Raw genomic sequence first — 24423 nt, 5'->3', positions numbered from 1 at the left:
TGAAAGGTTATTCTCCGCTTTTCAATATTTTTTTATCTAAATATTCTTTAAAGCATCAAATTTATTACTTTCCTTCCTTGAGCAAAGAAAATAGCTAAAGCCTTCCGGTTTCACTACTTATATTTATTCGCGTAATTTGAATTTAATTCAAATAATTACATCCAAGAGTTACTGCGAATCACTCCGACCGCTAATCCTTCAATTTCAATATAAGAAACCTTTGGATCAACAACAATCGGTTTTAAATCATCATTCTCTGGTAAAAGGTAAATTAAATCGCCACTACGTTCAAAGCGTTTAACCGTTACTTCGTCATCAACACGGGCAACAACTACTTGTCCATTACGCACCGATTTTGTTTTATGTACTGCGAGCAAATCACCATCTAAAATACCAATTTTTTCCATTGAGTTACCATCTACGCGTAATAAGTAATCCGCAGCAGGTGAAAACATATCTCCTTTAATTGGATAATGAGTTTCAATATGCTCAATCGCCTCAATTGGAATACCTGCAGCAACTTTACCAACTAAAGGTAGCCCCTCATCATCATTTGCTGCCTCATCTTCAACCAAGATTCGAATACCACGCGAAGTCCCAGAAAGCATTTCAATATAGCCTTTACGCGCAAGTGCTTTCAAATGTTCTTCTGCAGCATTAGGCGATTTAAAACCAATTTCACGTGCAATTTCAACACGCGTTGGAGGCATACCTGTCGTTTCAATATGTTGTTTAACGAAATCAAAAATTTCTTGTTGGCGAGCGGTTAAATGTTGCTGTCTTGCCATAAAATAACCCCACTGTCTTTATATACAGAAAACTTTGGCATTATATACAGTTAATCTAAATTTGTAACCTGATTTTTTACTTTTTATGCAAATTTATTACCAAAACCCAGCGCTTGTTGCGCGATTTAGCGATAATCTGCCGCGAAAATTCATATTTTATGCTAAACTTGCTCCGTTTTAGTCCAAAGTATAATTACTAAAAGGGATAGAAAAATGTCTGCATTGCTTAATGTTTATCGTCAGGTACTAAACCTACCACTTTCTTTGTTAGTCAAATCTCGCTCAATTCCAACAGATCCAATTAATGAATTATCACTTAAAATTGAGCAGCCTATTATTTATGTTCTTCCTTACACCTCTCAAACCGATCTCTTAATTCTGCAAAAAAACTGCCTTGCCCTAAATTTGCCTGATCCTCTTGGGCATAATGAGATCGATGGCCAAACATTACCACGCTTTGTTTTCTTAGATGAAGGTCGCCGTTTCTTTAAATCGAAAGGTGCAAAAAGCGAAACTGAAAATCTCTTCTATCGCTATTTAGACCTGCATAAAAACAACTCAGATCTTGATGTTCAAGTGGTTCCGGTTTCCGTACTATGGGGGCGTGCGCCTGGTAAAGAAAAAGGTGGTTTACCGGTATTAAAGCTACTTGGCTATTTTCAACGTATTATGACTATGCTCTGGTTTGGACGAGACAACTTTATACGTTTCTCACAAGCTGTTTCATTACGTTATATGGTAGAAACTCATGGCGCGGAAACGAATATTGCACAAAAACTCGCACGTGTCGCCAAAATGCACTTTGCAAAACAGCGCTATTCGGCAACAGGCCCTCGCCTCCCTGATCGCCAAGCCATGTTTAATAAATTACTACAATCACCAGCCATTCTAGCAGCGATTGAAGACGAAGCGAAAAAACCAAAAAGCTCACCAGAAAAAGCGCGTAAAGAAGCAGAAAAAATTATGGATGAAATTGCTGCTAAAGTGAGCCATGAAAGCTTGCGTGCAGCCGACAGAGTATTGAGTTGGCTATGGAATAAGCTTTATCAAGGTATCAATGTGCAATACGCCGATCGAGTGCGTAAACTTGCTCTAGAAGGACAAGAAATTGTCTATGTGCCTTGTCACCGTAGCCATATGGACTATTTATTATTATCTTATATTTTATACCATCAAGGTTTAGTGCCCCCACATATTGCGGCAGGCATTAATCTGAATTTCTTCCCTGCTGGTCCGATTTTCCGTAGCTGGGGGGCGTTCTTTATTCGCCGTACCTTTAAAGGTAACCGTCTTTATTCTACAATTTTCCGTGAATATCTTGCAGAACTTTTCTATCGTGGCTATTCCGTGGAATACTTTATTGAAGGTGGCCGTTCTCGCACAGGACGCTTACTTGAACCTAAAACAGGTATGATGTCGATGACACTACAAGCTCTACAACGTGGTTTAACTCGCCAAATTAGCATTGTGCCTGTTTATATTGGCTATGAGCATGTCTTAGAAGTAGATACCTATGCCAAAGAATTGCGTGGAGCAGAAAAAGAGAAAGAGAACGCGGGCTTAGTATTACGAGTGATCAAAAAATTGAAAAACCTTGGACAAGGCTATGTAAACTTTGGCGAGCCAATTGCGCTAAACCACTACCTCAATCAACATTATCCTGAATGGAAAGAGCCGATTGAAGATGGAAATAGCCGTCCAAAATGGTTTAATGAAGCAGTGGAAGCTGTTTCGAAGCAAGTAATGGTGAATATCAATAATGCTGCAGCAGTTAATGCAAAAAACTTAATTGGCTCAATTTTATTAGCTTCACGCCAACGTGCGTTAAGTCGTGAGCAATTACTTGAGCAAATGAGCAGTATGATGCAATTATTTAAAAATGTGCCTTATACTGCAGATATCACATTACCAAGCGATGATGTTGAGACAATGTTAAATCATGTCATTACGCTACCGCGCTCCGGTGTAATTTCGGAAAAAGATAATTTTGGTGAGTTGATTCGCTTAGATCGTGAATCTGCGGTATTAATGACCTATTACCGCAATAATATTCAACATTTATTTGTCTTACCTTCGCTGGTTGCCAATATTGTCTTACACCATGAAGCGATTTCCAAAGACTTAGTGATTCAAAGTGTACAACGTCTATATCCGTTCTTAAAAGCGGAACTGTTTATGCATTTTGATGAGAGCGAACTCCGCCAAACAATTGAAGCGATTATTCATGAGTTTAGCCGCCAAACTTTAATTAAAGATGAAAGCGAGATGCTTATGATCAACCGTAGCCAAATTCGCTCATTGCAGCTTTACTCTGCTGGAGTACGTGAATTGCTACAACGTTATTACATTAGCTTAAGCATTTTATTAGAACAGCCTGAGTGTAGCCGTGCGGAATTAGAGCAAGAGAGCCGTTCTATCGCTCAACGCCTTTCAGTGTTACATGGCATTAATGCACCAGAATTCTTTGATAAAGCGCTCTTCTCAACATTCAGTAATACCTTAAAAGCAGAAGGCTACTTCGACCATGAAGGTAAAGCGGTTGCAGAAAAAGTCCAAGATTGCCAAGCACTGCTACGAGCGCTAATCTCACTAGAGGTGCAGCATACCATTCAAGGGGCAATGACCAAGCTAGAAAAAGCAGAAGAACACTCTGTTTAAATCAGTTAGTTAAATCACAATGGGGTAAAGCCAGAAAAGCTTTACCCCATTTTATATTGCTAAATGAGTATGCAAGCGGTCGATTTTTATCAAAAATCTACAAATGCGCTCAGAAGCCACTTAGAGATTCGAAGCTGCAACTAAACGTTGGGTATAAACATGCTGAGGGGCTTGAAACACACTCTCTACGCTACCGCTTTCCACCACATCGCCTTGACTCATTACGATCACACGGTCACTTAATGCCCGTACCACTGCTAAATCGTGGCTAATGAAAATATAGCTTAGCCCGTATTTACGTTGCAGATTGTTCAGCAGTTCGACTACCGTGATCTGGGTTGAGCGGTCGAGCGCTGAGGTCGGTTCATCGAGTAACACAAACTTCGGCTCTAAGATCATTGCACGGGCAATCGCAATCCGCTGGCGTTGTCCGCCGGAAAATTCGTGCGGATAACGGTTGATCATCGCAGGCGATAAATTGACTTCTTCCAACATTTTCGCCACTTTTTGGCGGCGCTCCGCTTTGCTCATTTGCGGATAATGCACTGCCAAGCCTTCACCGATAATTTCCCCCACCGTCAAACGTGGTGAGAGTGAGTTAAACGGATCTTGGAACACCATCTGCATATCTTTTTTCAGTAATTGGCGTTCGGCTTTGGAAAGGTTAGCAATCTCTTTATCGTTAAAGGTAAGTTTGCCCCGATAATCGAGGATTTGCATAATCGCCCGCCCGAGCGTGGATTTTCCCGAACCGGACTCCCCCACAATCCCGAGCGTTTCGCCCTGCTTCAAATGAAGTGAAATTTCTTTTACTGCATTGAAGACTTTGGTCGGCTTGCCAAACAATGAGCGTTTCAGCACATAATCCACACAAAGTTTTTCACCATTAATCAGGGTTGGAGTATTGTCACTCAACTCCACTTTATGATTATTTGGAATTGGAGTGAGCAGTTCTACGGTGTAAGGGTGTTGCGGGTTATTAAACACATAATCGGTTTTACCCCGTTCGATAATTTCACCGTATTGCATCACACACACCTCATCGCTGTATTTTTTCACGAGGCGTAGGTCGTGTGAAATCAAGATGATCGCCATTCCCATATCCTGTTGCAGTTCCAGCATTAAATCCAGAATTTCCGCTTGGGTCGTCACGTCTAATGCGGTGGTCGGCTCATCGGCAATCAGCAGATCCGGTTTATTGATGATCGCCATCGCAATCATAATCCGCTGTAACTGGCCGCCGGAAAATTCGTGCGGATAGCATTTCAGTTTTTTCTCGGCATCAGGAATTTTCACTTTCTGCAACATTTCAAGGGCGTGTTGCAGAGCTTCTTTTTCACTCATTTGCGAATTATGGGTACTCATTGCCTCTGCAACTTGATCGCCAATCGGCAGATAAGGATTGAGCGAGGTCATCGGCTCTTGGAAGATCATCGCAATCCGATCGCCTCGAATTGCGCGTAATTCACGTTCTGTTAAGCTTAAAATTTCGTGACCTTCAAACAAAATCGAGGAATTTTTGCCATAGCTGACAATGTTTTTTGGCAGTAACTGCATAATTGCCATTGACGTGACCGATTTTCCCGAACCAGATTCGCCCACAATCGCCAATGTTTGTCCTTTTTCCACCGTAAACGAACTGTTTTTCACAGCGTGAACCAACTCTTCATCGGTTTTCAGATAAACATCAAGGTTTTTAACTTCTAATAACTTCATTTTGACCACCTATTTATCTTTTGGATCGAGCGCATCACGCAAGCCATCACCGATAAAGTTAAAACAGAACAGGGTTAAGCAGAGGAAAAATGCAGGGAAGGCAAGCAACCACGGGTGGGTTTCCATATTGGCTGCACCATCACTTAACAGTGCGCCCCAGCTACTCATCGGCTCTTGCGTACCTAATCCCAAGAAGCTGAGGAAAGATTCAAATAAAATCAGCGATGGTACTTCCAGTGAGGCATACACAACCACAATACCTAACACATTTGGCACAATATGCTTCCAGATAATCTGACGGCGAGGCACACCGATAACTAACGCGGCCTCAACAAACTCTTTATTTTTTAGGCTTAACGTCTGCCCACGCACAATACGGGCAAGACTCAACCACGCCACCATACCGATAGCCGCAAAAATCAGCAGAATGTTCTGCCCAAAGAATGTCACCAATAAAATCACGAAGAACATAAACGGGAACGAACCGAGAATTTCAACAATACGCATCATAATGCTGTCGGTTGCACCGCCCAAATAGCCGGAAATTGTGCCGTAGAGTGTGCCGATAATCACGGCAATGATCGCCCCCGCAATTCCAACCATTAGGGAAATTCGGCCGCCCATTGCTACACGCACAAGCAGATCACGCCCTGCAGTGTCGGTGCCGAAGTAGTGACCGCTCTCAAAATCCGGCGCAATCCCCATCATATTCCAGTCGGTATCATCAAAGCTAAACGGCATTAGCATTGGGGCAAAGGTAATAAACAGAATAATCAGACAGAGTGTAATCAGGCTTGCTACTGCCGCTTTATTGCGAAAGAAACGGCGGCGTGCATCTTGCCACAGGCTACGTCCCTCCACCGCCATTTGCTCGGCGCTGTCGGCTAAATTCTCCGCCAATTGTTGGGTTTTATTGTTTGCTAACATCTCACACTCCTATGAATAACGAATTTTCGGGTCGATAACCGCATATAAAATATCGACAATCGCATTAAACAAAATGGTGAGTGTGCCGACTAGAATAGTCAAACTCAGCACCAGCGAGTAGTCACGGTTTAATGCACCGTTTACGAACAGTTGCCCTAGCCCCGGTAAACCGAAGACACTTTCGATCACCATTGAACCGGTAATGATCCCCACAAAAGCGGGCGCAAGATAAGTAATCACCGGCACTAACGCAGGGCGTAAAGCGTGTTTGAAGATAATTTTACGCACCGGCAAACCTTTTGCTTTTGCGGTACGAATAAAGTTGGAGTGGAAAATTTCAATCATTGAGCCACGAGTGATACGGGCAATCCCCGCCACATAACCGATGGTAAGCGATAGCACCGGCAACACCATATAGTAGAGTTGCCCACCATTCCAGCCACCTGCCGGCAGCCATTTCAGATAAATCGCAAAGAAGAGGACGAGCAACGGCGCAAACACAAAGCTCGGCATAATCACCCCCGTCATTGCAAAACTCATTATCAGATAATCCCATTTACTGTTCTGTTTGAGTGCTGCGATCACACCGGCAGACACACCGATAATCACCGCAAAAATAAATGAAATAATCCCGAGTTTAAGTGAGACAGGGAACGCAGAGGCAACCAGATCATTTACCGTTTGGTCTTTATATTTAAATGATGGCCCGAAATTGCCCTGTGAGAGATCTTTTAAGTAGATACCGTACTGTTTATACAGCGGTTCGTTTAAGTGGTATTTGGCTTCAATGTTCGCCATGACCTCTGGTGGATAGGCTTTTTCAGAGGTAAACGGGCTACCCGGCGCAAGGCGCATTAAAAAGAAAGAGAAGGTAATCAAAATAAACAGGATCGGAATTGCTTCCAACAGCCGTTTGATAATAAATTTCAACATATGCTAAGTCCTATCGAAGATAGTTCCCCTCGTTGAGGATTGAGGGAGCAAGTTCTGAAAAATTAAGTTTAACGAAGATAATACTCGTGTAGGGGCGTACTACGTACGCCCGTAATGATGTCAATTCCAACATTTAAATGTAGAAAATACAAGGTTAGGGCGTACGCAGTACGCCCCTACATACAAGCATTCACAGAACCTGATAGTGCCTCTAAAAGAGGGAGCTAGATTATTGGAATTTCAACATATCCAGCCAATTAACATTTAAAAAGAACAAAACAAGCGGTCAAATTGCTACAAAATTTTGCAAAAAATTTTGGAAATTCAACCGCTTGCAATACTAATGTTTAATTAAATAAAGATTTTTCAGCAAAATATCATCTTGCGGATCTTTACCGGTATAGCCTTTCACATAAGGTTTTACCAAACGTGTATTTACGTAATTATAGACTGGCACAACTGCAGCATCTTCAGCAAGAATAGCCTCTGCTTTTGCATAAGCACTCGCCCGTCCTGCGGCATCTTTAGCTTGGTAAGATTCCGCCACAGCAGCATCGTAGGCTTTGCTCTTATAAAAAGCCGTATTGTTGCTAGAATTTGATAAGAAGTAATTAATAAAGCTTGTTGCTTGGTTGTAGTCTGCTGCCCAACCTGCACGAGCCACTTCTGATTTACCTTGGCGACGAGTATCTAAGAAAGTTTTCCATTCTTGATTTTCCAACTTCACATCAATTAAACCTTTGGTATTTGTTTTCCAAATACTGGCAGCAGCTATCGCCACTTTTTTATGGTTTTCATTAGTGTTATATAAAATCGTAAATTTGAGCGGATTAGCTTTGCTAAAACCCACTTCTTCAAGCAATTTAATCGCTTGTGCATTACGTTCTGCCATCGGCTGGTTGGAATAAGCTGGCTGTTGAATTTGCTCACCTTCATCAATATAAGGCGGAGTGAAGACATAAGTTGGAGTTTGTCCCTGTGCTAATACTTTATCGGTAATAATCGTGCGATCTAACGATAAATTCAGTGCTTTACGCACACGAATATCATCAAATGGTTTTTTCTGGTTATTAATTTCATAAAGATAGGTGCTGAGGGTTTTCACCACAAACAGCTCATCTGGAATTTCCGCTTTCAGTTTTGGGAAAATTTCTGGTGATAATCCATAGTTAGTAATGTCGATCTCTCCCGCGCGATAGCGTTGTACATCCGTATTGGTACTCGGAATCGCAAGGAAAGTCGCTTTTTCAATTACTGTTTCTTTATCGTTCCAATAATTTGGATTACGCTCAAATTCGATTTTTTCGTTAATAACGTGTTTTGCTAATTTATAGGCACCATTGCCCACATAATTTTCAACTTTCACCCACGCATCACCATATTTTTCTACTACTGATTTAGGCACAGGAAGCATTGATTGATGCGTTGTCATTCCCACTAAATAAGGCACAGGTTCGCTTAACGTTACTTGGAAAGTCAAATCATCAAGGGCTTTTACCCCAAGTTCACTCGGTTGTTTTTTACCTTCAATCACATCTTGGGCATTTTCAACTTTGAGATAATCTAGATAGCTGGCATAAGGAGAGGCAGTAGTTGGAGTGGCTAAGCGTTGCCAAGAGAAGACAAAATCGTGGGCAGTGACAAGTTCACCATTCGACCATTTGGCATCAGGGCGAAGTTTAAACGTCCATTGTTTGAAATCTGACGAACTTTCCCACGACACCGCCATACCTGGTTGTTCATTGCCATCACTATCTTTGGTGACTAACCCTTCAAGTAATTGATATGAAATTTGAGCTTCAGGTAAGCCATCGGTTTTGTGTGGATCAAAACTGGAGGGCTCTGCACCATTGTTGATCACAATTTGCTGCTTTTCAGCTAACAATGTACCTTCAGGTACTTTCGCCGCCCAAGTTTGACTAGACAATCCAGACGCAACGAGGGTTGCCACGAGGGTATAAGATAATTTCAATTGCATAATTTACTCCTACTTACGTAACGAATACCGTTATTAATCAACAAAAGTATAGATTTGTAAAGAGAGTCAGCAGGAGAAATTTTAAATTTGTGGCTTATTCGACAAACTCAAGCCGCTATTTTCTAATCAATCAAGTAATGAGAATAGCCCAAGCTTGACAATACAGGCTTTCTGGATTTTTTACCCTTGTTACTCTAAGCTAATTCACAACATTATCCACAGCCAATGTGAATAACTTAAACCCTTTTTTTCGCTTTCACAAATAGCAGTGGAGGACGATGTTGCAGATCTTTAAATTCATCGTGCCATTCGGGCTTTTCAGCAAGCATCGGCTCTTCAACTTGCTCAATGTCAAACCCTGCCTGAATTAAATTATTTAAAATCGTTGCTGTTGTGCGATGATAAGTTTTAAAGGCTTGTTGAAACCAATTCCGCTCTCGCTCGCCCTCATCTCGATAATAATTCAAACGATAAGCAACTTGCTGTTTCTGTTCGTTCTTTTCCCAACGATAGCCCGATTTATAGCAGGTGGTAATCGGGTGTTCTTGTGAGAAAATCAGCGTGCCACAAGCGGTCAATTTAGCGGAAATTTTTGCCAAAAGTTCAGGGAAATTATCCACATAGTGAAAGGCAAAAGAGCTGGTGACTAAATCGAAACTGGCATCAGGAATTTGCTCAATCTGCTCCATTGGCAAACAGTAAAATGCGTATTTTTCACTGTCTATTCCCAAGGTATCAAAATCAACTTGTGCCTGATTAAGCATATTTTGCGATAAATCCAGCCCAACGACTTTTACTGCTCCTCGGTCTAAATAATGCAATAAATGTCCACCAGCACCACAGCCTAAATCTAAGACTTTTTTGCCGTTAATATCGGGTAAAAGCGAAAACATAGTAGGCTTTTCTACCACTTCATTTAAGCTAACTGGGTTACCTCGCAACTGTTTGTAGCGTTCAAAGAAAATGGGGTTATCGTAAATACTCTGCTTAGTCATGCTTACCACTTGCAAAAATCTTCATGAGTGGCAGGATAATCACACAAGCAATAATCCCCACAATCACACCGACAATCGGATCAACCAAAAAGGCTAACGAACTTGGTAGCGCAAGGCTCTCGATGAAATGGTGTAATATCGGTAAATTATGGCTAAAAATACCGCCCCCAACAAAAAACATCGCCACCATGCCTATCACTGATAGCGCTTTCATTAAATTTGGCATAGCAAATAATAATGATTTTCCAAGGGCTTGTGCTGTCACATTGTGCTTTTTCATCAGCCATAAACCAATATCATCTAGCTTAACAATTAAGCCGACCAGCCCATAAACAAAAATAGTAATACCGATACCAACTAATGACAGTGAAATAATTTGCGTCATCATTTCCGCACCTTGAACCACGCCTAACGCGATAATCACAATTTCTGCCGAAAGAATAAAATCGGTACGAATCGCCCCTTTGATTTTTTCATTTTCGGAACGTTCAACAAGCGGTGCATTTTCATGATTTTTATGCAAAAATTTGTGCAGTAATTTCTCTACCCCTTCAAAGCAGAGGTAAGCCCCGCCAATCATTAATAGCGGATTAATTAACCACGGCAGATAAATTGAGAGCAGCAAAGCAAGGGGGATTAAAATCACTTTATTTAGTAATGAACCTTTCGCCACCGCCCAAACGATAGGTAATTCTCGTTCTGCACGAATATCTTTGCCACTTACTTGATTGGCGTTTAATGCCAAATCATCACCAATTACCCCAGCGGTTTTCTTGGCAGAAAGTTTGGTCATTAATGCAATGTCGTCTAACACTGCGACAATATCATCTAAAAGTGTAAAAAGAGATGCTCCAGCCATAATTTATCCAATAAAGAAAGCCCACACAAAGTGGGCTTTAGGTTGAGAAGAGTTCGGTTAGCTATATTGCGCTAATTTCTGCAAAGTTTCAAATGCTTTTCCACTTTCAAGCACATTTTTTACCTGCATAACATTGGCTTTTAAATCCGTTTTGCCAAATAATTTCATGAGTAGTGCAACATTCACCGCTACCGCATCAATATGCGCTATCTCGCCTTTACCTTGTAATAAAGCGGTAATTTTTGCTGCATTTTCAGCAGGCTCACCGCCTTTTAGCGACTCAATAGAATGACGAGTAATGCCAAAATCTTCAGGGCTTAAGCGGTAATAGCGAATCTTGCCATTTTCAATCTCTGCCACTTGCGTTTCACCGTGTACCGCCACTTCATCTAGCCCTGCACCATACACAACGATTGTATGTTTATGTCCCAAGTTAGCTACCGTTTCGGCATAGATTTTTAACAACTCTGGAGAATAAACACCTAATAGCTGATGTCTTGGGCGAGCAGGATTTACGAGCGGTCCGAGAATATTGAAAAGTGTGCGCGTTTTTAATGCTTGACGTACAGGAATAGCATGTTTAAAGCCCGTGTGGTAATTTGGCGCAAACAGAAAACATAAACCGATCTCGTCTAATGCTTGGCGAGCGGTTTCAGGCGAAACTGCGACATTAATACCTAATGCTGATAATACATCGCTCGCCCCCGTTGGGCTTGATACCCCACGGCTACCGTGTTTCGCAATCGGAAAACCCATCGTTGCCGCAACAATACTGCTTGCGGTTGAGATATTAATCGTATTTTGCCCATCTCCCCCAGTGCCGACAATATCCGCAAAGGCATAATCAGGACGTGGAAAAGCCTGAGCATTTTCGAGCGTTGCAACCACTGCACCACTAATTTCCTCAATGGTTTCCCCCCGTAATTTCAAGGCAATTAATGCTGCCGCAAGCTGTTCTGGTAATAATTGTCCTTGCATAATTTGGCTGAATAAATAATGGCTTTCGGCTTGAGATAGCAAACAATGACTAAAGAGTTTTTCTAAAATTTGTTCGTGTTGCATATTTTCTTCCTTATTGTCTTATCGATGCACTTGATATTCTAAATCTGTGGCTTCATTACCTGTCATTCCACGAAATCCCCAGCAATGTTCGGGTTGTTCTTTAATCGTAATCTCGACATCCATCGGCATAATGCCAGCTTTTGAATGCAACGCACTAAATAAGCCTTTAATTAAACGTTTTTTGAGTTGCTCTGAACGCCCTTGCATTAAATTAATTTCAATCACTAAAAAATTGTCACTACGATTTACAGGCAAATAAAAATTCTCATCATCAAGTAACTCAAACCGTAAAGCGTGCCGTTGCTTAGGAATGCCTAAATTGACCTCAAGGCAGCTAAAAATAATGTCTGCAATGAGAGCTCGGCGTGGTGCAAGTGTGTGTTTTAATCCGTAAACACTAATCATTTTTTGCCTCCAATAGCCATTGAACTGACTGTTTCAATAGCTTACTCCCTTCCACCGTTAAAATAGATTCTGGGTGAAATTGAAAACCGCAAATCGGTAAGGTTTTATGACGCACTGCCATAATAATCTCACCAAATTTGGCATTGACCGTTAATGCTTCGGGCAATTTATCACCCATTAACGAATGGTAACGAGCCACTGGCATTGGGTTGTTGATGCCTGCAAACATTGCCTGATTATCGTGTTCAATTTTAGAGACTTTACCGTGTAGCACCGTGCCAGTATGCACCACTTCCCCACCTAAGGCTTCAATAATGGCTTGATGCCCTAAACAGATGCCTATCAATGGCACGTCATTTTGCAATTCACGAATAATCGCCAAAAGGTTACCCGCTTCACTTGGATTACCGGGGCCGGGAGATAACGCCACAATGCAATCTGGCGTACTGCGAGCTTTGTCTAAAAAAGCCTGTAAAGGATAATCGTTGCGGAAAATCGTAACCGAATGCCCTAATTGGCGAAATTGATCAACCAAGTTGTAAGTAAAAGAATCAAAATTATCAACGAAAAGAATGTTTGCCATATGTTGCCTTGTTTTATTTGTGTAGGGGCGGACCGATGTGTCCGCCCATTGATTTCGTGGGATATTCGGGCGAACACATCGGTTCGCCCCTACCTTATTATTGCGAACAATTAACCTGCTCAATCGCCTTCAATACCGCCCTTGCTTTATGGCGTGTTTCATCGGCTTCCATTTGCGGGTCGGAATCCAGCACTTCGCCACAACCTGCTTGGACATAAGCCATACCATTTTGCACAAAGGCGGAGCGAATCACAATACAAGTATCCAAGCTGCCATCGGAAGTTAAATAGCCCACTGCGCCACCGTAACTATGGCGTTTTTGTTGCTCAAATTGATAAATCAACTGCATAGCTTTAATTTTCGGTGCCCCCGTAAGTGTCCCCATATTCATACAAGCTTGGTAGGCGTGTAATGCGTCTAAATCGGTGCGAAGTGTCCCCACCACTCGGGAAACCAAGTGCATAATGTGAGAATAGCGATCAATCTGCATTAAATCGGCGACACGGCGAGAACCACTTTCACACACACGAGCCACATCGTTACGAGCAAGATCCACCAACATCAAATGCTCGGCTAACTCTTTTTGATCTAAACGCAATTCTAATTCCAAACGGCTATCTAATTCGGGATCAATGTTGCCTTGCTCATCAAAGCCACGAGGGCGAGAACCGGCAATTGGGTAAATTTCTAACTGGCGAGATTGATGGCAATACTTCAACGCACTTTCAGGCGATGCCCCAAACAAGGTGAAATTTTCCCCCTGCATAAAGAACATATACGGGCTTGGGTTGTTGATTTTTAGCTGACGATAAGTCGCGAGCGTATTCGGGCAAGGCAAGCTAAAACGGCGAGATGGCACAATTTGGAACACATCGCCAATATGAATATGATGTTTTAGCTGACGAATAATCGCTTTGAATTGATCATCATCTAAATTTGCCACCGCTTCACCTTGCACTGATTGGGTTTCAAGCGCTAATGGTTGATGTTGCTGTTTTGCCAATTTTTCGCTAATTTGCACCGCTTGTTGTTGGATATTTTCCGCTTGTTCAGGACTAAAACAGAACGAATGCAAGGTTGCTGTTTCCGTTTGGTGATCAATAAAAATCAACTGCTCGGCAAGATAAAAACTAAAATCAGGGCAAGTTAATCCATCATCTTTTAATTCAATCCCCTGCATTGGCATAAATTGCGCGACTAAATCATAGCTAAACAAACCACCTACATAGACAGGGCTTTCACTGCCTGCAAACAGACGTTGCACACAACGCAAACCATCAAAAATTGTGGTGGTTTTAAGTTTACTGTCTTCATCAAGCTCTGCGGAAATTTCAGGAAAAACCGCCTGCAAGTGGTGATTTTCCGCCGAAAAAGTGCAAATTGGGGTAGGATTTAATTGATTTAATGCGGTTTGAATGTTCGGCAAAATGGCTTGCCCATTTTCCGTTAATGCACTAAAGGTTACGGTATTCCCATCACAATTTATCTGCACCGCAGAAACTGCAAATAATAAACTTTTCGTGCTATTTTTACTTTGAATTTCCGCACTATCTAATAACAGCGTATGCGGACAAGCACCACAAAGATAGTGAAACAGTGCGGTAGTATCTTGATAATAAGGAAGCTGTGTTTGATGAACTTGAACCATATTCAATGCCTTGAAAGAAATTTTGCACTATTAAACTAGTACAAAAGTAATTCGTCAAGTATTATTCTATTTTATGGATAAAAATTAGGCTGATACTAATGTATCAGCCTTTCATTATCCTGCATTTACTTCCGCTTTTAATTTACGAATCAGCTCCAAATTTGCCGGCGGAAATAATCCTTCTTCGAGTTCGGATTGGGCAATCCAGAATCCTTCTTGCCCTTCTCGCCCGAAAGGTTCACCGACCCACTCTTCAACCAAGTAAAAGAAAAATTCGATGATTTTTGTCGGATATTCAAAACGGAAATTTTCGTAAGGAAATGCGCCAAGAATATGAATACCGATCTCTTCTTCAAGTTCTCGGCTAAGCGCTTGCTCTGGCGTTTCATTTTGTGAAATTTTCCCACCAGGAAATTCTAAAGATTCCGCAAAATCTTGCCCATCTTGACGACGAGTCAAATAAAGTTGCCCAAATTCATTACGAATAATGCCTGCAGCAACTTGGATTATCGGTTTAGTCATAGCATTCTCTCTTAAAGGCAAGCGGTGTGTTTTTGCCGATTTTTTGCAAAAACGCACCGCTTGTTTTAATTACGCATATTTTGCTTTATTGCCGTGGCAATGCTTATATTTCTTACCTGAACCACAAGGGCAAGGGTCATTACGGCTGATATTCAGATTTTTAAAATCTTCATCACTTAGCACTGTTTTATTTTCATTAACATCGCCAGCGACAAATCCACCCTGTTCACCATTTTCTGCCGCTTGTTGTGCTTCTGTCATTAAGCGTTGTTCGCGTTCAATTTCCTCTTGGCTTTTAACTTGAATGCGGCTTAAGATGCTGATCACATTCATTTTTAAGCGGTCAAGCAATTCGGTAAACATTGCAAATGACTCTTTTTTGTACTCTTGTTTTGGATCTTTCTGAGCATAACCACGCAAATGAATCCCTTTGCGCAAGTAATCCATTGCAGAAAGATGCTCTTTCCAAAGTTCGTCTAAGTTTTGTAGCATTACGCCTTTTTCAAAGCTGCGCATGACTTCCGCACCAACAACTGCCTCTTTAGCTTGATATTGCTCTGTTGCAATGGCAATAATACGTTCACGCAAAGTTTCTTCGTGCAGATTGTTATCTTCTTCAAGCCATTTTACTAGCGGTAAATCCAAACCAAACTCATGTTTTAAACGAGTTTCCAACGCCGGCACATCCCACATTTCTTCGATAGATTGCGGTGGAATATATTGATCGATAACCGCATTATAAACATCACTACGGATAGTTTCGATCATCGCTGAAATATCATCGGTTTCAAGTAGATAGTTACGTTGCTCATAAATCGCTTTACGTTGTTCATTTGCCACATCATCATACTGTAACAAATGCTTACGACCATCAAAGTTATGCGCTTCTACCTTGGCTTGTGCTGAAGCGATTACTTTAGTTAAAAGTTTCGATTCCATCGCTTCGCCTTCTTCGGTAAAGGCCTTACGCATCATATTGAGCTTGCCTTCATTCAGATAAATACGCATTAGGGCATCATCTAATGAAAGGTAGAAACGAGATGAACCTGGGTCACCTTGACGACCTGAACGACCTCGCAACTGGTTGTCAATGCGGCGAGATTCATGACGTTCCGTGCCGATAATATGCAAACCACCTGCCTGCATCACAATATCGTGATTTTTTTGCCATTCTGCTTTGATTGCTTCAACTTGCTCATCAGTTGGATTTTCTAATTTCGCCACTTCCGCTTTCCAGTTTCCACCAAGTACAATATCCGTGCCTCGACCAGCCATATTCGTGGCAATGGTTACCGCACCAGGGCGACCTGCTTCGGCGACAATTTCTGCTTCTTGGGCGTGGAATTTTGCATTTAATACATTATGAGCAATACCTGCTTTATTCAGCGCCGCAGAAAGTGCCTCTGATTTTTCAATGGATATTGTCCCGACCAACACAGGTTGTTGGCGAGCCATACAATCTTGAATATCTTTGATAATCGCTGCAAATTTTTCAGGCTCACTTTTGAACATTAAGTCAGTACGATCATCACGAATCATTGGGCGATTAGTTGGGATAACAACGGTATCTAAACCATAAATTTGTTGGAATTCAAAAGCTTCAGTATCCGCTGTGCCCGTCATTCCCGCTAATTTCTCATAAAGGCGGAAATAGTTTTGATAGGTAATAGAGGCTACTGTTTGGTTTTCACCTTGAATCGTTACCCCTTCTTTTGCTTCAATCGCTTGATGTAAACCGTCTGACCAACGACGTCCCGCCATTGTACGCCCCGTATGTTCATCAATGATCACCACTTCACCGTCTTTGATAATGTAATCTACATTCACTTCGAATAATTTATGTGCACGCAAGGCGGCATAAACATGATGTAATAAGGCGATACGAGAAGGTTGGTATAAACTTTCATTTTCGTGCATCAAACCAAGTTGTACCAATAATTGCTCCACTTTAACCTGACCACGTTCGGTTAAACTTGCCTGTTTATTTTTAAGGTCTAACGTAAAGTCGCCATCACCAGTATACTCTTCAGTATCTTCTTTATCTTGAGCAATCAAATGCGGAATAATCGTATTAATCGCTTGATAAACTTCCGTGGCATTTTCTGATGGACCTGAAATAATTAGCGGTGTGCGTGCTTCATCAATTAAGATCGAATCTACTTCATCGACTAACGCATAGTGTAATTGGCGTTGAAAACGTTCCTCTTTGCTATGAGCAAGATTATCACGTAAATAGTCAAAGCCTAATTCGCTATTAGTCGCATAAGTAATATCAGCAGCATATGCAGCTCGTTTAGCTTCGCCTGATAAGCCTGGGATATTTACCGCAACAGTCATACCTAAGAATTCAAATAGTGGACGATTGGTTTCTGCATCACGACGAGCAAGGTAATCATTGACTGTTACTACGTGTACGCCTTTACCGGTAAGCGCATTAAGATAGCAAGGTAAGGTTGCGGTTAAGGTTTTGCCTTCTCCTGTCCGCATTTCTGCGATATTACGGTTAGTCAGCACCATACCGCCAATTAATTGCACATCGAAATGACGCATACCTAATACACGCTTACTTGCTTCCCGCACTGTCGCAAACGCTTCGTGCAATAAACTATCCAGACTTGCACCATCGGCAAGGCGTTGCTTAAATTCCGCGGTTTTCGCTTTTAATGCTTCGTCACTTAATTTTTCAAACTCAGGTTCTAATTTATTAATTTGTGCAACTCGTTTATTTAAACGCTTTAAAGTGCGATCATTGCTTGAGCCAAAGATCGCTGTGGCTAATTTTGAAAACATAAAAATTCCATTAAAAAGATAAAATCACTATGTGCAATGAGCATTTGCTCATTTCTGACAGAATTGGAATACGTTTAACCTTATCCCATAAAAATTGAAAAATTTAAGCAACAGGCCCCGCCCGAATCGGTGGATTAGGATGACATTCCAAGCGGTAGTATTTTGCAGAAAAAATACAAATTTCAACCGCTTGTTTTATCGGCTGCTGCACACTCGTACGTGCTTGCTGTAGAAAAATCTGCTCGCTATCAGCTTGTTTGATTGTCGGAACAACATTCAACACTTGCTGCTCAGCCACGTTATCTGTGTTATGGCTTTCGCTATGTGAAACTTCAGGTAACGCCAAAATCGCAACGATCCCAAAGAAGAATTGCGTCCAAAAAGTCGGTTTTGTGAAACGAGAAAAGAGAGTCATTCGTGGTTTAATTCAAAAAAATTGTGTTGATTATACGATAATTTTTATAGAATAGGTCGGTTTATTGGGGTGATTGACGCCAAAAACAAGGGAAAATGAGCTAACACGATGAAAAATTCAACAACTAAAAATATTAGTGAAATTTTGCAGAACTCTGCGTTGCATCGCATAGTCCAACGTGCCACTGAGTTAAATAGCTTAAATGATAAAATACAACAATCATTGCCTAGTATTTACCGTGGACTCTACCGTATTCGTAATTTAGCTGATAATCAACTTGTGTTGGAAGTGCCAAATGCGACTATACGTCAAGGTTTACTGCTACAACAAGGGGTATTATTAAAACTTATTCAACAGGATTTGCCACAGGTACATGCATTAAATATTCGTGTGGATCCTAATTTTAAACTAACTGAATCCATTCATTTTACTCAACGAGGAGACTTTTAATATGAAAAAAATGGCATTTCTTGCGTTAGCAACACTATTGAGCGCCTGTTCAAGCTTCGCCCCACAAAAAGGCGTTTCAGGCGTATTCAAAGGCACCTTACCTTGCGCCGACTGCGAAAAAATTGAAGCAGAATTAACTTTAAACCAAGATAATAGCTATGAATATCACACAGTTTATTATAAACGCGGACAAGAATATCCATTCACCGACAAAGGAAAATATAGCTGGGACAAACAAAATCCTAATGTGGTTCGTTTAGAAAACTCGGAGAATTTAGCCGTTTTAATCAGCGAAACCCATGCCGAATTATGTGGCCCTGATGGTAAGCCCGTACAAGGGAAATCAGATTACCGATTACAGAAAATTGCTAAATAATAACCGAAAAAGCTACAGCGACATTGCTCTGTAGCTTTTTGTTTAAAACAGGATAAAAAAAAAGCCCAAACAAAAAGTTTGGGCTACTTTAAGAAATAAAGTATTAACTACTTTAACTTAACCAAGGAAATATCTATGAAAACAGTAAGGAGATTCTTTCACTCTACTGAATGGCGGTGAGAGGGGGATTCGAACCCCCGATACACTTTCGCATATACACGCTTTCCAGGCGTGCTCCTTCAACCACTCGGACATCTCACCGAATCAATAAAAAATGTGCATTTAAATGCACATTTGAAAGATACGGCGAACTATACTGACTTTTCGTTGTCAAGGCAAGCAATTTTTTTAGAAAATAAAATAAATCTATTTGCCATGTCCAACACAATTGGTCGAAGCTGGAATTGCTTCACCATCTTCTTCCCACTCAGCTAAAGTATAAAGGTGCAAAGCTAGGGCATGTACTCCATTTTCCAGCTCTTGGGCTAAGCATTCATACACCGCACGATGACGAGCAACTGCCCGCATAGCATTAAAAACGTCAGAAACGAGTACTACTTTAAAATGGGATTCTGCGCCTCGCCCAGCACTATGGCGATGACTTTCGTTTTCGATATGTAACACTGTTGGGCTAAAGCGCTCATGCAGTTTGCTTACAATCGTTTGTTCAACAGACATAATTTCTCCTTGAATTTTTGGCAATTTGGCGTGAATAATACTATACTTTGTCACAAAATTTTACCCTAACAGATTAAGGAAAGCCTATGTTGTTTTCAAAAAAATCCTTTTGTGTTTTAACGCTATTTGGAGCAGCGCTATTAGCCGGCTGCCAAAGCCAGTCAAATACAATTTTGTTCACGACTCCTGTTCCAACAGCCAGTTTTAATACTCAAAATCAAACGGCTGCAGTTAATGTCACGACATATGATTTGCGTAACTCTGCTGAAGTCGCGAGCTATACCACTGCCGGTAATGTGAAAAAACTCACTGCTGTGCCTGATGTACGTCAGTTATTTCAGCAAGCCATGCAACAGAATCTTAATAGTAAAGGTTTTGGTGTCGTACCTGCGAATGGCAATGTGAATTTAGTGGTAAATGTAAAAAAATTCTTTGCTAATGTCGAACAAGGCAATTTACGTCACAAAATTTCTTCTGAAATTGCTTTGGAAGTACAAGTGCAAGGAGCAAAAGGCAACTTTACCAAAAACTTTAATACTACTCGTGCTTATGAAGGCGCATTTGGCGCAGATAATAATGGTATCCGTAAGGTATTAAATCAAACCTATAGCGAAATAATTCAATCGATCTACAACGATAATGAATTAACCCAAGCAATCCACTACTTAAAATAATCAAACAAGCGGTTAATTTTGCAGAATTTTTGCAAAATCGACCGCTTAACATTCACTATGAGAATACCAAGAATTTATCATCCAACTCCCCTCGCCAACCAAAGCCACTGTATTTTAAGCGATGATGCTGCCAACCATGTTGGGCGCGTCTTACGTATGGGTGAAGGCGCAGAGTTAATTCTATTTGATGGCTCAAACCACATTTTTAATGCCACTATTCAAACTATCAGCAAAAAATACATTGAAGTTATCATCCACCATTCACAGTTTGATGATCGTGAAAGTCCACTACCAATCCATCTAGGGCAAGTGATTTCTCGTGGCGATCGTATGGAATTTACCATTCAAAAATCGGTTGAACTCGGTGTAACAACTATCACACCATTATGGTCTGAGCGCTGTGGCGTAAAACTTGATAGTGAGCGCCAAGATAAAAAATTACAACAGTGGCAGAAAATTGCTATTTCAGCTTGTGAACAATGCGGACGCAATGTTGTACCAGAAATTCGCCCAATCATGAAACTCAGTGATTGGTGTAAAGAGCAAGATGCGATGCTAAAATTAAATCTTCATCCGCGCGCTAAATATACCTTGAAATCCTTACCAAATATGCCAAAAGAAGGCGTGCGTTTACTTATTGGCTCAGAGGGCGGATTATCCGCAGAAGAAATCATCATGACAGAACAACAAGGCTTTACCGAAGTGCTCCTTGGTAAGCGAATATTACGTACAGAAACGGCTTCGCTCGCAACAATTAGCGCTTTGCAAACATTATACGGAGATCTCTGCGAATGAATTTACAGGGGCAACTATTAATCGCCACTCAAGATATGGACGATAATTATTTTGATCGTGCTGTCATCTATATCTGCGACCATAACGAGCAAGGTGCAATGGGACTAATGATTAACTCACCCACGGATCTTTCCGTGATGGAGTTACTTGCTAAAATGGATTTTTTAATGGCAAATGAACGAAGTTATAGCAAGGATCAGCTAGTGCTTAGTGGAGGGCCTGTTGCACAAGAACGAGGCTTTATTCTACATACCCCAACAACAAATGCATTTTTACACAGTTACCCTGTTACAGAACATATCGTATTAACTACTTCAGGCGATATTTTAGATACCTTTGGACAAGATAATTCACCAGAGCATTTTATAGTATGCTTAGGGTGCTGCACTTGGAAATCTGGGCAATTAGAGCAAGAAATAGCACGTAATTTATGGCTAGTCGGGGAAGCTGATGAACAAATTCTTTTTGAAACCGGCTATCTTGATCGTTGGGCTAAAGCCTATGATTTACTAGGTTTTAACACTATCCCCGCAAAGGCAGGTCGCGCATAATGAGTCAAACAATTTTAGCCTTTGATTTTGGCACCAATAGCATTGGCTGTGCAGTAGGACAAAGTATTACCGGCACTGCTCAAGGCTTACCAGCATTTAAAGCTCAAGATGGCATCCCCAATTGGGAAATAATTGGTAATGTGATTCAAGAATGGCAACCAGATTTATTAGTTGTTGGTTTACCTCTGAATATGGATGGAACGGAACAACCTTTAACTCAACGTGCTAAAAAATTCGCTAATCGCTTAAACGGACGCTTTAATATTCCGATCGCGCTGCAAGATGAACGTCTAACCACTGTCGAAGCACGCAGTGAAATTTTTGAGCGAGGAGGATTCCGTGCGTTGAAAAAAAGTAAAGTAGATTCTATCTCTGCTTGCCTAATTTTAGAAAGTTGGTTTGAAAATAATCTATAAAAAACAACCGCTTGTTTACAAGCGGTTGTTTTTTTTAAGCGTTATGATTATAAAATCTCTTTTGCCTTCGCAACTACATTTTCAACGCTAAAGCCGAAGAGTTTGAATAGTTCTCCCGCTGGTGCTGACTCACCAAAGCTATTCATACCCACAATACGTCCGCCAAAGCCAACATATTTATACCAGAAATCTGCAATACCTGCTTCAATTGCAACACGTTTGGTTACAGAACTTGGTAATACGCTTTCACGGTAATCTTCGTCTTGCGCATCAAATAAATTAGTGCTTGGCATTGAAACCACACGTACAGCTTTGCCTTCTGCAGTTAATTGTTCGGCAGCTTTTACAGCTAATTCTACTTCAGAACCTGTCGCTATAAAGATTAAATCAGGTGTACCTGCACAATCTTTTAAGACATAACCACCGCGAGCCACATTAGCTAATTGTTCTGCTGTACGTTCCATTTGCACAAGATTTTGGCGAGTGAAAATTAATGCTGATGGACCATCTTTACGCTCAACTGCGGCTTTCCATGCTACCGCAGATTCCACTTGGTCGCACGGACGCCAAGTTTGAAGATTTGGAATTAAACGTAGCGCTGAAGTTTGCTCTACAGGCTGGTGAGTTGGGCCGTCTTCACCTAAGCCAATAGAATCGTGAGTATAAACAAATAATGCACGCTGTTTCATTAATGCTGCCATACGCACTGCATTATGCGCATATTCCATAAACATTAAGAAGGTTGCACCGTAAGGAATGAAACCACCGTGTAGGGCAATACCATTCATAATCGCAGACATACCGAACTCACGTACACCGTAGTTGATATAGTTGCCATCTTGGTTTTCGGTTGCACGAATTGGGCGAGAGCCAGACCATAAGGTTAAGTTTGAACTTGCAAGATCGGCAGAACCACCTAAAAACTCTGGTAATAATTTAGCATAAGCTTCAATCGCATTTTGTGACGCCTTACGGCTAGCAATAGTAGCTGGATTTGCTTGTAACTGTTCAATGAACGCTTGGCTATCTTTCGCCCAGTTTTCTGGTAAATCACCATTTACACGACGTGTAAATTCTGCCGCGAGATCTGGGTAAGCAGCTTGATACGCCGCAAATTTAGCATTCCATTCTGCTTCAGCTTGCTGACCACGTACTTTAGCATCCCAAGCCGCGTAAACTTCTGTAGGGATTTCAAATGGCGCGTAATCCCAATTTAAAAATTCACGTGCAGCTTGAATTTCCGCATCACCTAATGGAGCCCCGTGACAATCATGTGAATTTGATTTGTTTGGTGAACCATAGCCAATAATGGTTTTACAGATAATTAAGGTCGGACGGTGTTTCTCTTCTTGAGCGTATTCAATTGCAGCTTGGATCTGTTCTGGATTATGACCATCAACATTGCGGATAACATGCCATCCATAAGCTTCAAAACGTTGAGCAGTATCGTCAGAGAACCAACCATCAACATGCCCATCAATTGAAATATTATTATCATCGTAAAATGCGATTAATTTACCCAAGCCTAAAGTACCTGCTAATGAACAAGCCTCATGTGAGATACCTTCCATTAAACAACCATCACCTAAAAATGCATAAGTGTAGTGATTTACAATTTCATGACCTTCTCGGTTAAATTGTGCTGCTAAAGTTTTTTCTGCAATTGCCATGCCAACTGCATTGGTAATCCCTTGACCTAACGGGCCGGTGGTCGTTTCTACACCAGGAGTATAGCCATATTCAGGGTGGCCAGGCGTTTTTGAATGTAGCTGACGGAATTGTTTGAGATCATCGATAGAAAGGTCATAGCCAGAAAGATGTAATAGGCTATAAATCAGCATTGAGCCATGTCCGTTTGATAACACAAAACGGTCGCGGTTTGCCCATGCAGGGTTAGTTGGATTATGCGATAAAAAATCACGCCATAATACTTCTGCAATATCAGCCATTCCCATTGGTGCACCGGGATGCCCTGAATTTGCTTTTTGCACCGCGTCCATGCTTAAAAAACGGATCGCATTGGCTAACACTTTACGTTCTGTCATATTTTCTCCTAAAAAAACAAAGTGAAAAGTACGCTGATTTTACACTATTTTTCCACTTTCAAATGGAAAATATCAGTAGAAAATGTGATCTCAATCACAGAATTGAATTGTTGAAATCAAATTTAAATTAGCGTAGAATACGCGCTCTTTTGGTGCTAG

The 24423-nt window shown here is 41.2% G+C and carries 23 protein-coding genes and 1 tRNA gene; 7 read left to right on the top strand and 17 right to left on the bottom strand.

Features of this window, described 5'->3' with window-relative positions:
• Positions 1–155: 155 nt before the first annotated feature.
• A complete protein-coding gene (lexA, locus tag F542_RS03510; RefSeq protein WP_015432906.1) occupies positions 156–788 on the bottom strand; it encodes a transcriptional repressor LexA in 633 nt (210 codons plus the stop codon).
• Positions 789–1001: 213 nt separating this feature from the next.
• On the opposite strand from lexA, the gene plsB reads away from it, so the two are divergent.
• Entirely contained in the window at positions 1002–3446 is a 2445-nt protein-coding gene (plsB, locus tag F542_RS03505) for a glycerol-3-phosphate 1-O-acyltransferase PlsB (protein ID WP_015432907.1), read from the top strand.
• A 120-nt stretch (positions 3447–3566) separates the two neighbouring features.
• On the opposite strand, the gene F542_RS03500 is transcribed toward plsB, so the two are convergent.
• The 13 genes from F542_RS03500 to secM all read right to left on the bottom strand — a co-directional run bounded on the left by F542_RS03500 (position 3567) and on the right by secM (position 18279).
• Complete coding sequence (locus F542_RS03500; protein WP_025266918.1) at positions 3567–5162, bottom strand: ABC transporter ATP-binding protein; 1596 nt, start codon at positions 5160–5162, stop codon at positions 3567–3569.
• A gap of 9 nt (positions 5163–5171) precedes the next feature.
• Positions 5172–6089 (bottom strand): oligopeptide ABC transporter permease OppC, encoded by a 918-nt coding sequence (gene oppC, locus F542_RS03495; protein WP_025266917.1) that lies wholly within the window; start codon positions 6087–6089, stop codon positions 5172–5174.
• 9 nt (positions 6090–6098) lie between these two features.
• Positions 6099–7022, bottom strand: a complete 924-nt coding sequence (gene oppB, locus F542_RS03490) for an oligopeptide ABC transporter permease OppB (protein ID WP_025266916.1) — start codon at positions 7020–7022, stop codon at positions 6099–6101.
• A gap of 340 nt (positions 7023–7362) precedes the next feature.
• On the bottom strand, positions 7363–9000 hold the full coding sequence (locus F542_RS03485; RefSeq protein ID WP_025266915.1) for an ABC transporter substrate-binding protein: 1638 nt from the start codon (positions 8998–9000) through the stop codon (positions 7363–7365).
• A 236-nt stretch (positions 9001–9236) separates the two neighbouring features.
• Complete coding sequence (locus tag F542_RS03480) at positions 9237–9995, bottom strand: class I SAM-dependent methyltransferase (RefSeq protein WP_025266914.1); 759 nt, start codon at positions 9993–9995, stop codon at positions 9237–9239.
• A complete protein-coding gene (locus tag F542_RS03475) occupies positions 9988–10854 on the bottom strand; it encodes a DUF808 domain-containing protein (protein WP_025266913.1) in 867 nt (288 codons plus the stop codon). The genes F542_RS03480 and F542_RS03475 overlap by 8 nt, the downstream gene beginning before the upstream one ends.
• Positions 10855–10911: 57 nt before the next feature.
• Positions 10912–11916, bottom strand: coding sequence for an anthranilate phosphoribosyltransferase (trpD, locus tag F542_RS03470; RefSeq protein WP_025266912.1), 1005 nt, complete (start codon positions 11914–11916; stop codon positions 10912–10914).
• 18 nt (positions 11917–11934) lie between these two features.
• Positions 11935–12321, bottom strand: coding sequence for a tautomerase family protein (locus tag F542_RS03465; RefSeq protein ID WP_025266911.1), 387 nt, complete (start codon positions 12319–12321; stop codon positions 11935–11937).
• Positions 12314–12904: an aminodeoxychorismate/anthranilate synthase component II gene (locus F542_RS03460; protein WP_025266910.1), complete on the bottom strand. Its 591-nt coding sequence runs from the start codon at positions 12902–12904 to the stop codon at positions 12314–12316. Before F542_RS03460 ends, F542_RS03465 begins: the two co-directional genes overlap by 8 nt.
• 97 nt (positions 12905–13001) lie before the next feature.
• On the bottom strand, positions 13002–14552 hold the full coding sequence (trpE, locus tag F542_RS03455; RefSeq protein ID WP_042365584.1) for an anthranilate synthase component I: 1551 nt from the start codon (positions 14550–14552) through the stop codon (positions 13002–13004).
• Positions 14553–14666: 114 nt separating this feature from the next.
• Positions 14667–15074 (bottom strand): 8-oxo-dGTP diphosphatase MutT, encoded by a 408-nt coding sequence (mutT, locus tag F542_RS03450; RefSeq protein WP_025266908.1) that lies wholly within the window; start codon positions 15072–15074, stop codon positions 14667–14669.
• 69 nt (positions 15075–15143) lie between these two features.
• Positions 15144–17864, bottom strand: a complete 2721-nt coding sequence (secA, locus tag F542_RS03445; RefSeq protein WP_025266907.1) for a preprotein translocase subunit SecA — start codon at positions 17862–17864, stop codon at positions 15144–15146.
• Between the two features lie 103 nt (positions 17865–17967).
• Positions 17968–18279 (bottom strand): secA translation cis-regulator SecM, encoded by a 312-nt coding sequence (secM, locus tag F542_RS03440; protein ID WP_025266906.1) that lies wholly within the window; start codon positions 18277–18279, stop codon positions 17968–17970.
• Between the two features lie 108 nt (positions 18280–18387).
• Between secM and F542_RS03435 the strand changes: the two genes are divergently transcribed.
• Positions 18388–18729, top strand: a complete 342-nt coding sequence (locus F542_RS03435; protein WP_015432921.1) for a DciA family protein — start codon at positions 18388–18390, stop codon at positions 18727–18729.
• A 1-nt stretch (position 18730) separates the two neighbouring features.
• A complete protein-coding gene (locus F542_RS03430) occupies positions 18731–19105 on the top strand; it encodes a copper resistance protein NlpE (RefSeq protein WP_025266905.1) in 375 nt (124 codons plus the stop codon).
• 171 nt (positions 19106–19276) lie between these two features.
• On the opposite strand, the gene F542_RS03425 is transcribed toward F542_RS03430, so the two are convergent.
• Together F542_RS03425 and F542_RS03420 are read right to left on the bottom strand one after the other, a co-directional pair.
• Positions 19277–19366, bottom strand: a tRNA-Ser gene (locus F542_RS03425).
• Positions 19367–19471: 105 nt separating this feature from the next.
• Positions 19472–19783 carry a BolA family protein gene (locus tag F542_RS03420; protein ID WP_025266904.1) on the bottom strand — a complete coding sequence of 104 codons (312 nt, stop codon included), beginning with the start codon at positions 19781–19783 and terminating at the stop codon, positions 19472–19474.
• Between the two features lie 86 nt (positions 19784–19869).
• Between F542_RS03420 and F542_RS03415 the strand changes: the two genes are divergently transcribed.
• Genes F542_RS03415 through ruvX form a run of 4 tightly spaced genes read left to right on the top strand, consistent with a single transcriptional unit; the run spans position 19870 to position 22219 of the window.
• On the top strand, positions 19870–20457 hold the full coding sequence (locus tag F542_RS03415) for a YajG family lipoprotein (protein WP_025266903.1): 588 nt from the start codon (positions 19870–19872) through the stop codon (positions 20455–20457).
• Between the two features lie 57 nt (positions 20458–20514).
• On the top strand, positions 20515–21252 hold the full coding sequence (rsmE, locus tag F542_RS03410) for a 16S rRNA (uracil(1498)-N(3))-methyltransferase (protein ID WP_025266902.1): 738 nt from the start codon (positions 20515–20517) through the stop codon (positions 21250–21252).
• The gene (locus F542_RS03405) at positions 21243–21803 is read left to right on the top strand and encodes a YqgE/AlgH family protein (protein ID WP_144084227.1); all 561 of its coding nucleotides are present in this window, start codon (positions 21243–21245) and stop codon (positions 21801–21803) included. The genes rsmE and F542_RS03405 overlap by 10 nt, the downstream gene beginning before the upstream one ends.
• Positions 21803–22219 (top strand): Holliday junction resolvase RuvX, encoded by a 417-nt coding sequence (gene ruvX / locus F542_RS03400; protein WP_015432927.1) that lies wholly within the window; start codon positions 21803–21805, stop codon positions 22217–22219. Before F542_RS03405 ends, ruvX begins: the two co-directional genes overlap by 1 nt.
• Before the next feature lie 47 nt (positions 22220–22266).
• Here the strand turns inward: ruvX and tkt are convergent, their stop codons facing one another.
• Positions 22267–24264, bottom strand: a complete 1998-nt coding sequence (tkt, locus tag F542_RS03395) for a transketolase (RefSeq protein WP_025266900.1) — start codon at positions 24262–24264, stop codon at positions 22267–22269.
• Positions 24265–24423: the final 159 nt, after the last annotated feature.

This window comes from Bibersteinia trehalosi USDA-ARS-USMARC-188 (genome assembly GCF_000521725.1).
Lineage (GTDB): Bacteria > Pseudomonadota > Gammaproteobacteria > Enterobacterales > Pasteurellaceae > Bibersteinia > Bibersteinia trehalosi.
The sequence above is the reverse complement of the archived record's forward strand: the minus strand, read 5'-3'. Positions and strand labels throughout refer to the sequence as shown.

What these genes read in the sequence shown, in the direction of transcription:
- F542_RS03500 (WP_025266918.1), bottom strand. Translation starts at nt 5,162, where the DNA reads ATGAAGTTATTAGAAGTTAAAAACCTTGATGTTTATCTGAAAACCGAT.
- plsB (WP_015432907.1), top strand. Translation starts at nt 1,002, where the DNA reads ATGTCTGCATTGCTTAATGTTTATCGTCAGGTACTAAACCTACCACTT.
- F542_RS03420 (WP_025266904.1), bottom strand. Translation starts at nt 19,783, where the DNA reads ATGTCTGTTGAACAAACGATTGTAAGCAAACTGCATGAGCGCTTTAGC.
- oppB (WP_025266916.1), bottom strand. Translation starts at nt 7,022, where the DNA reads ATGTTGAAATTTATTATCAAACGGCTGTTGGAAGCAATTCCGATCCTG.
- F542_RS03485 (WP_025266915.1), bottom strand. Translation starts at nt 9,000, where the DNA reads ATGCAATTGAAATTATCTTATACCCTCGTGGCAACCCTCGTTGCGTCT.
- oppC (WP_025266917.1), bottom strand. Translation starts at nt 6,089, where the DNA reads ATGTTAGCAAACAATAAAACCCAACAATTGGCGGAGAATTTAGCCGAC.
- secA (WP_025266907.1), bottom strand. Translation starts at nt 17,864, where the DNA reads ATGTTTTCAAAATTAGCCACAGCGATCTTTGGCTCAAGCAATGATCGC.
- F542_RS03435 (WP_015432921.1), top strand. Translation starts at nt 18,388, where the DNA reads ATGAAAAATTCAACAACTAAAAATATTAGTGAAATTTTGCAGAACTCT.
- F542_RS03415 (WP_025266903.1), top strand. Translation starts at nt 19,870, where the DNA reads ATGTTGTTTTCAAAAAAATCCTTTTGTGTTTTAACGCTATTTGGAGCA.
- lexA (WP_015432906.1), bottom strand. Translation starts at nt 788, where the DNA reads ATGGCAAGACAGCAACATTTAACCGCTCGCCAACAAGAAATTTTTGAT.
- F542_RS03460 (WP_025266910.1), bottom strand. Translation starts at nt 12,904, where the DNA reads ATGGCAAACATTCTTTTCGTTGATAATTTTGATTCTTTTACTTACAAC.
- tkt (WP_025266900.1), bottom strand. Translation starts at nt 24,264, where the DNA reads ATGACAGAACGTAAAGTGTTAGCCAATGCGATCCGTTTTTTAAGCATG.
- F542_RS03480 (WP_025266914.1), bottom strand. Translation starts at nt 9,995, where the DNA reads ATGACTAAGCAGAGTATTTACGATAACCCCATTTTCTTTGAACGCTAC.
- secM (WP_025266906.1), bottom strand. Translation starts at nt 18,279, where the DNA reads ATGACTCTCTTTTCTCGTTTCACAAAACCGACTTTTTGGACGCAATTC.
- rsmE (WP_025266902.1), top strand. Translation starts at nt 20,515, where the DNA reads ATGAGAATACCAAGAATTTATCATCCAACTCCCCTCGCCAACCAAAGC.
- F542_RS03465 (WP_025266911.1), bottom strand. Translation starts at nt 12,321, where the DNA reads ATGATTAGTGTTTACGGATTAAAACACACACTTGCACCACGCCGAGCT.
- trpD (WP_025266912.1), bottom strand. Translation starts at nt 11,916, where the DNA reads ATGCAACACGAACAAATTTTAGAAAAACTCTTTAGTCATTGTTTGCTA.
- trpE (WP_042365584.1), bottom strand. Translation starts at nt 14,552, where the DNA reads ATGGTTCAAGTTCATCAAACACAGCTTCCTTATTATCAAGATACTACC.
- ruvX (WP_015432927.1), top strand. Translation starts at nt 21,803, where the DNA reads ATGAGTCAAACAATTTTAGCCTTTGATTTTGGCACCAATAGCATTGGC.
- mutT (WP_025266908.1), bottom strand. Translation starts at nt 15,074, where the DNA reads ATGACTAAACCGATAATCCAAGTTGCTGCAGGCATTATTCGTAATGAA.
- F542_RS03475 (WP_025266913.1), bottom strand. Translation starts at nt 10,854, where the DNA reads ATGGCTGGAGCATCTCTTTTTACACTTTTAGATGATATTGTCGCAGTG.
- F542_RS03430 (WP_025266905.1), top strand. Translation starts at nt 18,731, where the DNA reads ATGAAAAAAATGGCATTTCTTGCGTTAGCAACACTATTGAGCGCCTGT.